Origin of the sequence: Pseudoroseomonas cervicalis, from assembly GCF_030818485.1 — a bacterium.
Taxonomy (GTDB): domain Bacteria; phylum Pseudomonadota; class Alphaproteobacteria; order Acetobacterales; family Acetobacteraceae; genus Pseudoroseomonas; species Pseudoroseomonas cervicalis_A.
The window spans coordinates 2,870,574-2,885,091 of record NZ_JAUTAJ010000004.1; the positions used below are offsets into that span (position 1 = coordinate 2,870,574).

Here is a 14,518-nt window from a genome sequence, read left to right on the forward strand (position 1 = left end):
CCGGGGCGCTCACGGTTCCGGAGCGCGCCCCGGGCGCGGCCGGGCCGGAGCGCCGCGCACCTTCAGAGCGATCCCGTCCCGGCCATGACCGGCAGCTGACAGAAAGAATCATGGGGGGGCGCGGCGGTCGGCGGGGAGGGCGCGGTCCTTGGCGGGCTCGACCCACCAGGCCTGCAGGTCGAGCGCGTAGCGCGGCGTGCGCTCGGGGCGGCCGAACTTGTCCCACCAGGCCAGGCGGAACACCCGGCTGTGCCAGTGCGGCACCACATAGTGGCCCCAGAGCAGCACGCGGTCCAGCGCCCGGGTGCGGTCGATCAGCGCCTGGCGGTCGGGGGCGTTGACCACCAGCTCGACCAGCGCGTCGACGATCGGGTCGGCGATGCCGATGATGTTCTGGCTGCCATTCTCCCGCGCCTTCTCCGAGGACCAGAAGTCGCGCTGCTCATTGCCGGGGGAGAGGGATTGCGGGATGACATCGACCGTCATGTCGTAGTCGAAGGCATCCATCCGCACCTGGTACTGGGCGGGGTCGACGGTGCGCACCCGCGCCTCGATGCCGAGCCGCTGCAGCGCCTGGATATAGGGCAGGGCGACGCGCTCGAAGGTGGCGCCGTCCAGCAGGATCTCGAAATTGAAGGGCTCGCCCTTGTCGTTGACCAGGCGGCGTTCCTTCACCGTCCAGCCGGCCTCGCGCAGCAGGCCGAGCGCGCGGCGCGCATTCTCCCGGTTGTTGTTGCTGCCGTCGGAGGTGGGGACGCGGAACTCGCTGGTGAACAGCTCCTCCGGCAGCCGGCCGCGGAAGGCCGAGAGCACCATCAGCTCGCCCTCGGAGGGCAGGCCGGTCGCCGCCAGCTCCGAATTGGAGAAGTAGGAGGTGGTGCGGGTGTAGCTGCCATAGAACAGGTTGGCGTTCATCCACTCGAAATCGAACACCAGCCCCAGCGCCTCGCGCACCCGGCGGTCCTGGAACAGCGGCCGGCGCAGATTCATCACGAAGCCCTGCATGCCGGTGGGCAGCTCGTGGCGGATCTCCTCGCGCTTCACCAGGCCGCGGCGGACGGCGGGGAAATCGTAGCCGGTGGCCCATTCCTTGGCGACATTCTCCGTCCGCAGGTCGATCTGCCCGGCCTTGAAGGCCTCCAGCGCCACGGTGGTGTCGCGGAAATACTCGTAGCGCATGACATCCACATTGTGGGTGCCCTTGCGGGTGGGCAGGTCGCGCGCCCAGTAATTGTCCACCCGGCGATAGGTGATGCTGCGGCCCGGCTCGAAGCGCTCGATCCGGTAGGGGCCGGAGCCGAGCGGGATGTCGAGGCCGGGCTGGGCGAAGTCCCGCCCCTCCCACCAATGCCTCGGCAGCACCGGCATCTGGCCCAGGATCGTCGCCAGCTCGCGATTCTCATTGCCGCGGAAGCGGAACACGGCGCGGTCCTCGCCCTCCGCCACCACCTCGGTCACGTCGCCCCAATAGGCGCGGTAGAAGGGGCGCCCCTTCTCGCGCAGGGTCTGGAAGGTCCAGACCACATCGGCGGCGGTGATACGCTTCCCGTCATGCCAGCGCGCCGCCGGGTTCAGCACGAAGGTGACGCCGCGCCCGTCGCGCGGCACCTCCACCTCGCGCGCCAGATGCGCGTATTCGGTGCTGGCCTCGTCGCTGCTCGGCACCATCAGCGAATCATAGAGCAGGGTGGAGCCGACCGCCGGGGTGCCGCGCAGGATGAAGGGGTTGAAGCTGTCGAAGCTGCCCAGCGCGGTCAGCGCCATCTGCCCGCCCTTGGGCGCGTCCGGGTTCACCCAGGGCCAATGGGTGAAATCCGGCGGCAGGGCCGGCGCCCCCAGCAGCGACAGCGCATGAGCGCGGCGGATCGCCGGCGCCTCGGCGGCGGCGGCCCCGGGCGCGGCTTGTGGCGCCCCGGCGGCGGGGGACTGCGCCCGGGCGCGCGGCAGCGCGGCGCCCGAGGCGAGGACGAAACCGGAGGCGAGCAGGTGTCGACGGCGCATATCCCTAGGATGAGGGCTCCCCGCCGCCGCGACAACCATTCCCTGGCCCGGCTTGCGATTTGCAACAGGCGGGCGGGGCCGCCGGCGCTGGCAGCACCGGGGCAAGGGTCCCGCCGGGCCTCATTCACCGCGTGAATGGTGGTGATCCGGCCTCCCGGCTTGGCAGCCCCGCCCGGCCGCCGCATCCTGGCATCAACCGGCGGTCATCCGCCCCCTCTGTTGCCCAGGAGCACGCCCATGGCCGAGCCGATCGACAGCGCCGCCCTCGACACCCTGTTCCGCGACGCCCGCACCCACAACAAGTGGCAGGACCGCCCGGTCTCCGACGAGATTCTGCGCCAGCTCTATGATCTGGTGAAGCTGGCGCCGACCTCGGCCAATGCCAACCCGGCGCGCTTCGTCTTCGTCCGCTCGGCCGAGGGCAAGGAGAAGCTGCGCCCGGCGCTCTCGGCCGGCAATCTGGACAAGACCATGACCGCGCCGGTCACCGTCATCGTCGCCTGGGATGAGCGCTTCTACGACAAGCTGCCGGTGCTGTTCCCGCACGCGCCGGATGCCAAGAACTGGTTCACCGGCAGCGCCGCCTTCGCCGAGGCGACGGCCTTCCGCAATTCCTCCATGCAGGCGGCCTATCTGATCCTGGCGGCGCGCGCGCTCGGCCTCGACACCGGGCCGATGAGCGGCTTCGACAACGCCAAGCTGGACGAGGCCTTCTTCGCCGGCACCGGCTGGAAGTCGAACCTGCTGGTCAATCTGGGCTATGGCGATGCCAGCGGGCTGTTCGGCCGGCTGCCGCGCCTGTCCTTCGACGAGGCCGCCGACCTGGCCTGAGCCCCTCCCCCGCCGCCCGCCCGGTCCTGCCGGGCGGGGGTCGGGGCGCCCGCCTCACCACATGCTGGCCCGCGCCCGTTCCGGCCATTCGCGGTCATAGGCCTCGCCGCCGACGCGGCCCTGGCTGAGCTTCGCCAGGATCTGGCCGGGGGTCGGCAGCGTCGCCGGGTCCACCTGGCTCTCGGCCTTCCACAGCCCGGCGCGGATGATGGCGCGGGCGCACTGGAAATAGACCTCCTCCACCCGCACCACGATGACGCAGCGCGGCGCCTTGCCTTCCATGGACAGGCTCTCCAGCAGCGCCGGATCGGTGTCGAGCTCGGCGGTGCCGTTCACCCGCAGCGCATTGCCGCTGCCGGGCACCAGGAACATCAGCGCCACGCGCGGGTCGCGCACGATGTTGCGCAGGCTGTCGATGCGGTTGTTGCCGCGCCGGTCGGGCAGCAGCAGGGTGCGCGGGTCCCGGATGCGCACCGCCTGGCCACGGTCGCCGCGCGGCGAGCAATCCATGCCCTCCGGCCCCACCGTCGCCAGCGCCAGGAAGGGCGAGGCCTCGATGAAGCGCGCATAATCGGGGGTGACATGGTCGGTCACCTTGGCGGTGGAGGCCTCCCCCACCGCGCCCAGCGCGCCATAGATCGCCTCGAGTTCCTCGACGCTGCGGATGATGCTCATGCCCGCCTCACAGCCGCGGCGATTCGACGCCGCCGGGCGCGGCCAGGCCGTTGCGGCGCAGGCAGTCGCGATAGGCGCGCAGCTGGGCCACCCGCATGTCGTACTCGACCCGCTGCTGGTTGCCGAAATTGCCGGGGTTCTGCTGCCGCGCCAGCGCCACCACCGCCGGGTCGTTGCGCGCCTCGGCGCGGCAGGCGGCATGGGCGGGGCTTTCGGGCGCCTCGGCCACCGCGGCCGGGCGGTTGCCGCAGGCGGCCAGCGCCAGCAGCGCCAGGAGGGGAAGGGTGGCGCGCATCATGCGGACTCCAGCCAGTCCTCGATCAGCCGGCGCGCGATGGAATCGGCGCGCGGCAGGCCGAAGCCATGGCGCTCATGGTTGCGGATCTCGTCGCGGCTGAACCAGCGCGCATCGCGCAGCTCCTCCGGGTCGATGGTGATGGCGTCCGACAGCGCCTCGGCATGGAAGCCCAGCATGATCGAGGCCGGGAAGGGCCAGGGCTGCGAGGAATGGTAATGCACCTCCCCCACCCGCACGCCGACCTCCTCCGCCACCTCGCGCCGCACCGCCTCCTCCAGGCTCTCGCCCGGTTCCACGAAGCCGGCCAGCGTCGAATACATGGCGCTGTTGGGAAAGCGCACGGAATGGCCGAGCAGCGCGCGCGGCCCATCCGTCACCAGCATGATCACCGCCGGGTCGGTGCGCGGGAAATGCTGCGCGCCGCAGGCGGTGCAGGCCATGGCGTTGCCGGCGCTGCGCGGCTCGCACAGCCCGCCGCAGACGCCGCAGAAGCGGTGCCGCACGCGCCAATGCATCAGCCCGCGCGCATGCGCCAGCACGCTGGCCTCGCCCGCCGGCAGCAGGCCGGCGACCGCGCGCAGATCGGTGAAGGCGCCGAAGCCCTCGGGCAGCAGCGGCAGCGGATCCTCGGCCGCCGAGCAATCCACGGCGAAGACCGGCCGGCCCTCCCAGAAACCCAGAAAGGCCCAGGGGCCGCCCGCCATGCGCACCGCCTCGGCCGCGGCGGGGGAGAGCAGCAGCGCCTCGGGCCGCCCCTCCTCCACCCCGCGCATCAGGCTGCGGCTGCGCCAGACCGGCACGAACAGCGCCTCGGGCGAGGCCGCGCAGGCGGCGATGAATTCCGTGTCCTCCCGCCGGCCGGAGGCACGGTCGAGAGGGCTGCCAGTGTAGGCATTGGGTCGGGAAGCCGGGATGGACAGCATGCGCGCCGGACCCTGCCACGCCCCTGCTTTTCCCGCAACTTTCTCCCAGGCTGCCGCCGTCGGGTGGGGAGGCGGGACGCTGCAGGCCAGCAGCGCTCCCGTTTTTCTGTCAGGCTGCCGCTGCCTTGCGGAGAGGCGGGGCGCGGCAGGGGCGGCGTCGCCCTCGCGGCACCCTGGCCCAGCCCCCGCCCCACCGGCACCCCGCTCCCGTGGCACGTCCCGCCTCTCCACAGGACAACGGCAGTCCGAAAAAAGGAGGGGTTGTGGGGGGAGGGGGGCGGCATGATATGGTGACCTCGGAAGGCCGGTGGCGGACAGGCGCCTTGCCAACCCGGTCAGGTCCGGAAGGAAGCAGCCGCAGCGAGTTTCCGCCTGGGTCGATCCGCTGGTCTTCCACCTACGCCGCCGAGGCCCGCCGCGGGCCCAACTGGATCCGCCGCGAGCATGCCCAGCGACAGCTTCCCCGATCCGCTCGACACACCGCTGGTGCCCGAGGGCCCTGGCCTGTTCGGCGACCCGCCGCCGCCCGAGGGGCCCGGCCTGTTCGGGGAGGCGCCGGAGGCTGCGCCGGCCGTGACAGCCGCGCCCGTGGCCGCCGCGCCGGAGCCGCCCGCCACACCCTATCGCGTGCTGGCCCGCAAATACCGCCCGCAGAGCTTCGCCGATCTGATCGGCCAGGACGCGCTGGTGCGGACCCTGAGAAATGCCTTCGCGCAGAACCGCGTGGCGCATGCCTTCATGCTCACCGGCGTGCGCGGCGTCGGCAAGACGACCACCGCCCGCATCATCGCCCGCGCGCTGAACTGCGTGGGGCCGGACGGGAATGGCGGGCCGACCGCCGATCCCTGCGGTGTCTGCGCCGAATGCCAGGCGATCCTGGCCGACCGCCACCCGGATGTGCTGGAGCTCGACGCCGCCTCGAACAACGGCGTCGACAACATCCGCGAGCTGCGCGAGGCGGTGCGCTACCGCCCGGCCCGGGCGCGCTTCAAGGTGTACATCCTCGACGAGGTGCACATGCTGTCGACGGCGGCGTTCAACGCGCTGCTGAAGACGCTGGAGGAACCGCCGCCGCAGGTGAAGTTCCTCTTTGCCACGACGGAAATCCGGAAAGTCCCGGCGACGATCCTGTCGCGCTGCCAGCGCTTCGACCTGAAGCGCGTGCCGCAGGAGCAGCTGCGCGCCCATTTCGCCCGCATCGCCGAGGCCGAGGCCGTGCCCGCCTCCGAGGCCGCGCTGGCGATGATCGCGCGCGCGGCGGATGGCTCGGTGCGCGACGGGCTGTCGCTGCTGGACCAGGCGATCGCCCAGGCCGCCGGCAGCGCCGAGGGCGTCGAGGCCGATCTGGTGCGCGACATGCTGGGGCTGGCCGACCGCTCCCTGCTGTTCGACCTGCTGGAGGCCGCCTTCCGCGGCGACATCCCCGCCATGCTGGCGGCGATGGATGCGGGGCATGAGCGCGGCGCCGATCCCGGCGTGGTGCTGGCCGATCTGCTGGAGCTGACCCACACCCTGACCCGGCTGCGCGCCGTCCCCGCGCTGCGCCAGGACCCGTCTTTGCCGGAGCAGGAGCGGGTGCGCGGCGTGGCGCTGGCCGAGCGGCTGACCATCCCGGTGCTGGGCCGCGCCTGGCAGGTGCTGCTGAAGGGCATTTCCGAGGTGGCCGAGGCCCCGGACCGCCGCGCGGCGGCGGAGATGGTGCTGATCCGCCTGGCCCATCTGGCCGATCTGCCGAGCCCGGGCGACCTGGTGCGGCGGCTGACCGAGGGCGGCCTGGCCGCGCCGCAGCCCAGCCTGCCGCAAGGTGGCAATGCTGGGGGCCATGGCGGCGGTGGCGCCGGGCTGCGCAGCGCGATCGGCGGCGGCGCGGCGGTGATGGCGGCGCCCGAGCCCGCTGGCCTGCCCCAGCCGCGCAATTTCCGCGAGGTGGTGGCGCTCGCCTCCGGCCGCGCGCCGATGCTGCATGCGCATCTGCTGCACAGCGTGCATCTGGTCAGCTTCGCCCTCGGCCGCATCGAGTTCCGCCAGCGCCCCGACGCGCCGCGCGACCTGGCCGGGCAGCTTTCCGCCCTGCTGGCCGAGCAGACCGGCACGCGCTGGACCATCTCCCTCTCCAATGCCGAGGGCGAGCCGACGCTGGCGCAGCAGCGCAGCCACATCGCCAGCGAGCGCATGGAGATCGCCAAGGCGCACCCGCTGGTGCAGGCCATCTTGCTGGCCTTCCCCGGCGCCCAGGCCGAGGCGCTGCGCGACGAGACGCTGGATGATTACGGCCTGCCGCCGGTGCCGGAGCCGGAGGACGGACCGGAAGGCGGCTATGACGGCCCGGATTTCGCCCCGCCCGATGCGGAGCCCGCGGATCTGGACGATTTCTGACATCGCGGCCGCCCGGCCCGCGTTTCCTGTCACAAGCGATTTCCTGGAAGCCTTGGGGGAGTACCCATGAAGAATCTCGGCGCGATGATGAAGCAGGCCCAGCAGATGCAGGCCAAGATGCAGGAGATGCAGGCCAAGCTGGACGCCATGCTGGTGGACGGCGCCGCCGGCGGCGGCATGGTCAAGGTGACGCTGACCGGCAAGGGCGACCTGAAGAAGCTCACCATCGATCCCTCCCTGGTCGATCCGGAGGAGCGCGAGGTGCTGGAAGACCTGATCGTCGCCGCCCATGCCGACGCCAAGGCGAAGGTCGAGGCGATGATGGCCGAGGAGATGCAGAAGGCCACCGCCGGGCTGAACATCCCGGGCATGGGCGGCGGCCTCGGCGGCTTCAAGCTGCCCTTCTGAGCCGATGAGCGTGCGCGGCCCCGACCAGGTCGAGCGCCTGGTCGCCATGCTGGCGCGGCTGCCCGGCCTCGGCCGGCGCAGCGCGCGCCGCGCCGCGCTGAAGCTGCTGCAGGACCCGGGCGGGCTGATGCTGCCGCTGGCCCAGGCCCTGCACGAGACCGCCGAGGCGGTGCGCCCCTGCCGCATCTGCGGCAATCTCGACACCGAGGATCCCTGCCGCATCTGCACCGATCCGGGGCGGGAGCAGGAGATGGTCTGCGTGGTCGAGGGCGTCTCCGACCTCTGGGCGCTGGAACGCGCCCATGTGCATCGCGGCCTGTACCATGTGCTGGGCGGCGTGCTCTCGGCGCTCTCCGGCGTCGGGCCGGAGGATCTGCGCGTCACCGCCCTGCTGGAGCGGGTGGCGGCCGGCGAGATCCGCGAGGTGATCCTGGCCCTGCCGGCGACCGTCGATGGCGCCACCACGGCGCATTACCTGACCGACCAGCTGCGGCCGATGGGGGTTGCCGTCACCCGCCTGGCCCAGGGCGTGCCGATGGGCGGCGCGCTGGATGTGATGGATGACGGCACGCTGGCGGCGGCGCTGAAGGCGCGGCGGCCGGTCTAGAAGCGGGCCCGAGGGGGGCGGCGCCCCCCTCAAGCTTCCGCGCAACATTCCCCTGGCAGGGGACAGGGTCCCCTGCACCGCCTTCAGGGGGCGGTTACGACCAGTCGAATTCGGGCAGGCGGCCCTCGGCGGCGCCATGCTGCAGGAAATGCAGCAGCGGGTTCACATTCGCCGCGGCGACATCGGCGTAATTCTCCAGATAGCCCTTGGCGTCGAACCAGCCGGTCGCCTCGCGGCCTTCCTTCCAGCCGAAGGCCAGGTAGTGCACCAGCGGGTCGATGCCGGAGGCGGCCACATCGGCATTCACCGCCAGATAATTGGCGCCCTCGAAATAGCCATTCGCGTCGCGGCCCTCGGCGCGGCCATATTGCTCGTAATGCGCGCGGGCATCGATCCCGGCGCGCGCCACATCGGCATTGGCCAGGCGGTAGAACTCGGCGTCGAACCCGTCCGCGCCGATATCGCGGCCCACCACCGACAGCACCACCCGCTCCTCGGCCGCGCCGAAGGCCAGGTAGTGCAGCATCGGGTTCAGCCCGGCCTCGGCCACATCGCTGTGGCGCGCCAGGTAGTCGCGCCCGTCGAACCAGGCGGAGGTCAGCCTTCCTTCCGCCGCGCCATATTGCAGGTAGTGCTGCAGCGGGTTGATGCCCGCCGCGGCGACATCGGCATTGTTCGCCAGATAGGCCTCGGTGTCGAACAGCGCGTTGGGGTCGCGCCCCTCGCGCCAGCCATACTGGTCGTAATGCGCGCGCAGATCCATGCCGGACTGCCAGACATCGGCATTGTTCACCGCATAGCCCAGCGCGTCGAAGCCGCCCGCCGCCTGGTCGAGGGCGATGCTGCCATCGGCGAAGCGCAGCACCTCGATGCCGCGCATCGTCGTCACGCCATCCGGGCCGCTGGCCTGCAGCGCGCCGCCGGACAGGCCCTCGAAGCTGTAGCTGGAGAGCCGGCCGGACAGCACGGCGGTGTCGCGGCCCTCGCCGCCCTCCAGCGTGTCGTTGCCGGGGCCGCCGATCAGCAGGTCGTCGCCCTGCTCGCCATACAGGAAGTCGTCGCCCTCGCCGCCGGCGATGATGTCCTCGCCCTCGCCGCCATGGAGGAAGTCGGTGCCGGCGCCGCCGGTCAGCACGTCATTCTCCGGCGTGGCGTCGCTGCGCAGGTAATCCTGCAGCGCCTGCAGGCCGATATCCGGCTGGTCGGTGAACAGCCCGTCGACGCCGAGCGCGATCAGCGCCGCGATCTCCTGCGCCGCGCTCTGCGGCGTGCCATCCGGGTTCAGCGCCTGGAAGCTCTCCTCGGCGCGCACCGTGTAGGGGATGACCTTCAGCCCGAGCTTGTGCGCATTCTCGACCAGCGGGCTGGTCTGGCCGGTCAGCTGGAAGCGGATCTCGGCGATGCCGTCGCCATCGGCGTCCACCGGCTCGGCCAGGCGCGTGCGCAGGCGGATGGCGTCCTTGCTGGGCCCGACAATGTCGGCATAGACGGCGATCTGCGCCAGCAGCTCCGGCGTCGCGGCGTTGCCGAGCTGGACGATCTGGAAGTCGACCCCCGCCGCCGGCATGATCGTCTCATGCAGCCGGATCAGGTTGCCGGATTCGAAGGACTGGATGAAGACGCGCTCGCGGTCCGTGAAGCCCTCGCGCACCAGCACATCGACCAGCATCTGGCTGGTGTCGAAGCCCAGCGACTGCGCATAGGTCGGGTGCTTGGTCTCCGGCGCGATGCCGATCTTGCGCCCCGTCTCGGCCTCCACCTGGCGCACCAGGGCGATGATCTCCTCCAGCGTGGTCAGCTGGAACTGGCCATCATAGCCCTGGCTCTCCGGCCGCTGCTCGCCGAGCCGCTCCTTGGCGCGCAGCGTCTTCAGCTCGGCCAGGGTGAAATCCTCGATGAACCAGTCGGTGACGGTGACGCCGTCGATCACCTTGGTGACGCGCCGGTCGGCGAATTCCGGATGGTCGGCGATGTTGGTGGTGTCGGAGAGCAGCGGCTCGTGCCGCGCCACCAGATAGCCATCCTTGGTCGGCACCAGATCCGGCTCGATCACCGAGACGCCCATCTCGATCGCCAGCTTGTAGGCTTCCAGCGTGTGCTCGGGCCGATAGCCGCTGGCGCCGCGATGGGCGATGATCACCGGCGGCATGCCGTCCAGCGTGTTGAAGCTGACCATGGGGCGCGTCTTCCTCTCGGCTCTTGGCGCGAAGAGGGTGCCGCACAGGCACGGCCCGGCGCCGCGCCGGGACGCAGCGCCCGCCGGCACCCATCGGCCGCCGGATTAGGCGGCGCGCATGGCGGCGGGATGAAGCCGGGATGACAGGGGGATGAACTGAACCTTGCCCGGTTTTCACGAAGCCGTGGAGACCGGTCTGACGGGCGATTGACGGAGTTTTCATCGACCTCCCGGAGGGCGGCCTGACACGCCCGCTGGTTTACTGCCGCAGGTGGGCAACCGCGGAGAACAACAATGCTGACGGGTGGTAGCGGCAGGGACTTCCTGGAGGGCGGCGAGGGCAATGACGTCATCCTCGGCCTGGGGGGCGACGACGTCCTCGAAGGGGGGCGGGGCAATGACCGCCTCGATGGCGGCGAGGGCGATGATCTCCTGTTTGGCGATCAGGGCGATGATGTGCTGGTCGCCGGCCCGGGCAATGACTTCCTGGATGGCGGCGAGGGCCGCGACATCGTCCTCTTCTCCCGCGACCTGAGCAGCTACAGCTTCAGCATCCAGAATGGCGCGCTGCAGGCCGACGGACCGGATGGCGTGACGCGCATGGTCTTCGTCGAGGCGCTGCGCTTCGCCGATGGCGTTGTCCGGCTGGAGGAGCTGGGGCGCGGCATCGACGCGCTGGGCTACGCCGTCGACAATCCCGATGTCTGGCGGTCCGGCGTCGATCCGGGCATGCATTACGACCAGTATGGCTGGCGCGAGGGGCGCGACCCCAACGCGCTGTTCGACACCGAGGCCTATCTGGCGAACAATGCCGATGTCGCCGCGGCGGGCATCAACCCGCTGCAGCACTATCTGCAATATGGCGCGGCGGAAGGAAGGCTGACCTCCGCCTGGTTCGACGGGCGCGACTATCTGGCGCGCAACCCGGACGTGGCCGAGGCCGGCGTCAACCCGATGCTGCACTACCTGACGGGCGGCTATGTGGAGGGAAGGGTGGCGCTGTCCGTCATCGGCCGCGGCATCGGCGCGGACGGGTTCGATGCCGAGTTCTACCGCCTGGCCAATCTCGATGTGGCGCGCGCCGGGATCGACGCCCGGGCGCATTACGAGCAGTTCGGCCGCGCCGAGGGCCGCGACGCCAACGCCTATTTCGAGGGTGAGAGCTATCTGGCGCTGAATGATGATGTGGCGGCGGCCGGAATCGACCCGCTGGCGCATTACCTGAATTTCGGCTGGAAGGAGGGCCGCTCCGCCCCCGGCGATTTCGATGCCGAGGCGTATCTGGCGGCCTATGCCGATGTGGCGGCGGCGGAGGTCAATCCGCTGCTGCATTTCCTGCAATATGGCGCCGCCGAGGGCCGCCTGCCGAGTTTCGGCTGACACCCAGGCGGGGGCGGGCGACCCTGTCCCCTGCCAGGGGTGTACTGCGCGGGAGTTTGAGGGGGCGGCGCCCCCCCCCCCCCAGGCTCAGCCCGCCCCGTGCCGGGCGCGGGCGTCCAGCACCGCATAGGCGGCGCGCACCGCCGCCTCGCCATGCGCGCGTTCCAGCCGGCGGATGGTGAAATGCGCCCGGCCGATGCCGCGGAAATGCTCCAGGAAGGTCAGGTTGATGGCGGCGCCCGCCGCGGCGCCGATCACCGGCGCCGCCTGGGCGCCGAGCTTGACCATCAGCGGACCCGTGAAGCGCGCCGCGATGCCGCCGATGAAGCCCGGCAGCAGCGAGGCCCCCATGGTCGGCAGCAGCTGCGCCAGCGCCAGGCGGGTGGCGAAATAGCCGGTCTCGGTGGCGTCATCCGCCGTGCCCGGGCCGCCGAGCGCGAAGACCTTCAGGCATTCGGCGCCGGTCTCGGGCAGCGCCATGTCCTCGCCCTGCTCCACCGCCTCGGCGGCGATCTGGCGCAGCAGCAGGGTGGTGGAGATGGGCAGCTCCAGCAGCGTGCCCGGCAGGCCGAGCGCGCCGCCGGCGGCGCCGCTGGCCGCCGCCAGGCCACGATTCAGCCAGTGGCCGGACAGCCCCGGCAGGCTGCGCTGCGGCTCGCTGCGCAGCGCCGCGTTCAGCGCGGCGGAGAGCGCCTTGCGCACCGCCGCATCCACCATGCCCTGGGCGCCGGAGGGCAGGCGCCGGCGCAGCGCCTCCACCGGCGTGCCGGCCATCGCCGCCAGCCTGGCGGCCAGCGACTGCTCCTCCAGCACCCGCCGCGCCTCGGCCAGCTCGGCCTCCGCCGTGTCGGGCAGCGGCAGCGGCGCGGGCAGGGCTTCGGTCGGGGTGTCGGCTTGGGCCTCGGGCATGGCGGGTCCGGTCCTACAGGATGAAGCGGCTGAGATCGGCGCTGGCGGCCAGCGGCGCGACCTTCTCCTTCACATAGGCCGCATCGACGCGAACCGTTTCACCATGGCGGTCGCTGGCACTGAAGGAAATCTCCTCCAGCAGCTTCTCCAGCACGGTGGCCAGGCGGCGGGCGCCGATATTCTCGACCCGCGCATTGATGTCGGCGGCGAGGTCGGCGATCGCCTCGATGGCGTCCTCCGTCAGCTCCAGCGCCACGCCCTCGGTCGAGAGCAGGGCGACATACTGCTTGGCCAGGGAATGCTCGGGCTCGGTCAGGATGCGGCGGAAATCGTCGCGCGTCAGCGCGCCCAGCTCGACCCGGATCGGCAGGCGGCCCTGCAGCTCCGGCAGCAGGTCGGAGGGCTTGGCGATGTGGAAGGCGCCCGAGGCCACGAACAGGATGTGGTCGGTCTTCACCGGCCCGTGCTTGGTGGCGACCGTCGTGCCCTCGATCAGCGGCAGCAGGTCGCGCTGCACGCCCTCGCGCGAGACATCGCCGCCACGGAAGCCGCTGTCGCTGGAGCGGGCGCAGACCTTGTCGATCTCGTCGACGAAGACGATGCCGTTGTTCTCGGCATGCGCCACGGCGTCGCGGGTCAGCTTCTCCTGGTCCAGCAGCCGGTCGGCCTCGTCCTGGGTGAGGGCGCGGCGGGCCTCGGCCACCGTCATCTTGCGCGACCGCTGCGGGCGGCCGAACATCTTGCCCATCATCTCCTGGATGTTGGCCATCTGGCCGGGCGGCATGCCGGGCACATCCATGGCGGCGCCGGGGGCCGGGCCCTGATCGGCCACCTGCACCTCGACCTCCTTCTGCTCCAGGCTGCCCTCGCGCAGCATGCGGCGGAACTTCATCCGCGTCTCGCCCGAGGCGCCCTCGCCGACGAGCGCGGTGATCAGCCGCTCCTCGGCGGCCAGCTCGGCCTTGGCCTGGACCTCCTTGCGCGCCACCTCCCGCGTGCGGGTGATCGAGATCTCGACCAGGTCGCGGATGATGCTGTCCACGTCGCGGCCGACATAGCCGACCTCGGTGAACTTCGTCGCCTCGACCTTGATGAAGGGGGCGTCGGCCAATTTCGCCAGGCGGCGGGCGATCTCGGTCTTGCCGCAGCCGGTCGGGCCGATCATCAGGATGTTCTTCGGCACCACCTCCTCGCGCATCGCCTCGGGCAGCTGCTGGCGGCGCCAGCGGTTGCGCAGCGCGATGGCGACGGCGCGCTTGGCCTCATGCTGGCCGATGATGAAGCGGTCCAGCTCGGAGACGATCTCGCGCGGGGAGAGGTTGACGGCTTCGGCGATCATGGTCTCGGACATGGGTCAGAGCGTCTCCAGCACGTAGCGGCCATTGGTGTAGACACAGATGCCGGCCGCGATGCCCATCGCCTTCTTGGCGATGTCCTCGGCCGTGAGGCCGTCGACATCGATCAGCGCGCGCGCCGCGGCGAGCGCGAAATTGCCGCCCGAGCCGATGCCGATGATCTGGTCCTCCGGCTCCAGCACGTCGCCATTGCCGGTGATCAGCAGCGAGCGGTCCTTGTCCGCCACCGCCAGCAGCGCCTCCAGCCGGCGCAGGTAGCGATCGGTGCGCCAGTCCTTGGCGAGCTCGACGGCCGCGCGCTCGAGCTGGTCGGGGAAGCGTTCCAGCTTGGCCTCCAGCCGCTCCAGCAGCGTGAAGGCATCGGCGGTGGCGCCGGCGAAGCCGGTCAGCACCTTGCCATTGGCGATGCGCCGCACCTTGCGCGCATTGCCCTTCACCACGGTCTGCCCGAGGCTGACCTGGCCATCGCCGGCCATCGCGACCTGGCCATCCTTGCGGACGCAGAGGATGGTCGTGCCGTGCCAGCCGATCGGATCGTGAGTCGAGATGTCCATGGCGCAGCAGATGGCATTGCGCCCC

General features: G+C 71.2%; 13 protein-coding genes and 1 other RNA gene. 6 read left to right on the plus strand and 8 right to left on the minus strand.

The genetic code is table 11. The features are described from left to right. Window positions 1-108: 108 nt before the first annotated feature. Window positions 109-2,001 carry an extracellular solute-binding protein gene (locus QE401_RS17320; protein ID WP_307139384.1) on the minus strand — a complete coding sequence of 631 codons (1,893 nt, stop codon included), beginning with the start codon at window positions 1,999-2,001 and terminating at the stop codon, window positions 109-111. Window positions 2,002-2,238: 237 nt separating this feature from the next. Between QE401_RS17320 and QE401_RS17325 the strand changes: the two genes are divergently transcribed. Continuing rightward, window positions 2,239-2,832 (plus strand): malonic semialdehyde reductase, encoded by a 594-nt coding sequence (locus QE401_RS17325; RefSeq protein WP_307139385.1) that lies wholly within the window; start codon window positions 2,239-2,241, stop codon window positions 2,830-2,832. Between the two features lie 54 nt (window positions 2,833-2,886). Here QE401_RS17325 and QE401_RS17330 read toward each other — a convergent pair whose 3' ends face one another. The 3 genes from QE401_RS17330 to nudC are packed head-to-tail and all read right to left on the minus strand — an operon-like array spanning window position 2,887 to window position 4,728. After that, window positions 2,887-3,507 carry a pyridoxamine 5'-phosphate oxidase family protein gene (locus QE401_RS17330; RefSeq protein ID WP_307139386.1) on the minus strand — a complete coding sequence of 207 codons (621 nt, stop codon included), beginning with the start codon at window positions 3,505-3,507 and terminating at the stop codon, window positions 2,887-2,889. 7 nt (window positions 3,508-3,514) lie between these two features. Continuing rightward, complete coding sequence (locus QE401_RS17335) at window positions 3,515-3,802, minus strand: phosphoribosylamine--glycine ligase (RefSeq protein ID WP_307139387.1); 288 nt, start codon at window positions 3,800-3,802, stop codon at window positions 3,515-3,517. Continuing rightward, on the minus strand, window positions 3,802-4,728 hold the full coding sequence (nudC, locus tag QE401_RS17340; protein ID WP_307139388.1) for an NAD(+) diphosphatase: 927 nt from the start codon (window positions 4,726-4,728) through the stop codon (window positions 3,802-3,804). The genes QE401_RS17335 and nudC overlap by 1 nt, the downstream gene beginning before the upstream one ends. A gap of 302 nt (window positions 4,729-5,030) precedes the next feature. Here nudC and ffs point away from each other — a divergent pair. The 4 genes from ffs to recR all read left to right on the plus strand — a co-directional run bounded on the left by ffs (window position 5,031) and on the right by recR (window position 8,119). Next, window positions 5,031-5,122, plus strand: an RNA gene (gene ffs / locus QE401_RS17345) — signal recognition particle sRNA small type. Between the two features lie 50 nt (window positions 5,123-5,172). Next, window positions 5,173-7,104, plus strand: a complete 1,932-nt coding sequence (locus QE401_RS17350) for a DNA polymerase III subunit gamma/tau (protein ID WP_307139389.1) — start codon at window positions 5,173-5,175, stop codon at window positions 7,102-7,104. 66 nt (window positions 7,105-7,170) lie between these two features. Beyond that, entirely contained in the window at window positions 7,171-7,512 is a 342-nt protein-coding gene (locus tag QE401_RS17355; RefSeq protein ID WP_271136677.1) for a YbaB/EbfC family nucleoid-associated protein, read from the plus strand. Window positions 7,513-7,516: 4 nt separating this feature from the next. Then, a complete protein-coding gene (gene recR / locus QE401_RS17360) occupies window positions 7,517-8,119 on the plus strand; it encodes a recombination mediator RecR (protein ID WP_307139390.1) in 603 nt (200 codons plus the stop codon). 94 nt (window positions 8,120-8,213) lie between these two features. Here recR and QE401_RS17365 read toward each other — a convergent pair whose 3' ends face one another. Then, window positions 8,214-10,295 carry a glycerophosphodiester phosphodiesterase family protein gene (locus QE401_RS17365; RefSeq protein ID WP_307139391.1) on the minus strand — a complete coding sequence of 694 codons (2,082 nt, stop codon included), beginning with the start codon at window positions 10,293-10,295 and terminating at the stop codon, window positions 8,214-8,216. A gap of 294 nt (window positions 10,296-10,589) precedes the next feature. On the opposite strand from QE401_RS17365, the gene QE401_RS17370 reads away from it, so the two are divergent. Next, window positions 10,590-11,675, plus strand: a complete 1,086-nt coding sequence (locus QE401_RS17370; RefSeq protein WP_307139392.1) for a calcium-binding protein — start codon at window positions 10,590-10,592, stop codon at window positions 11,673-11,675. An 87-nt stretch (window positions 11,676-11,762) separates the two neighbouring features. Here the strand turns inward: QE401_RS17370 and QE401_RS17375 are convergent, their stop codons facing one another. Genes QE401_RS17375 through hslV form a run of 3 tightly spaced genes read right to left on the minus strand, consistent with a single transcriptional unit; the run spans window position 11,763 to window position 14,493 of the window. Further along, on the minus strand, window positions 11,763-12,584 hold the full coding sequence (locus QE401_RS17375; protein WP_307139393.1) for an EcsC family protein: 822 nt from the start codon (window positions 12,582-12,584) through the stop codon (window positions 11,763-11,765). Between the two features lie 13 nt (window positions 12,585-12,597). Beyond that, entirely contained in the window at window positions 12,598-13,935 is a 1,338-nt protein-coding gene (gene hslU, locus QE401_RS17380) for an ATP-dependent protease ATPase subunit HslU (protein WP_307139394.1), read from the minus strand. A 3-nt stretch (window positions 13,936-13,938) separates the two neighbouring features. Beyond that, entirely contained in the window at window positions 13,939-14,493 is a 555-nt protein-coding gene (gene hslV / locus QE401_RS17385) for an ATP-dependent protease subunit HslV (protein ID WP_307139395.1), read from the minus strand. Window positions 14,494-14,518: the final 25 nt, after the last annotated feature.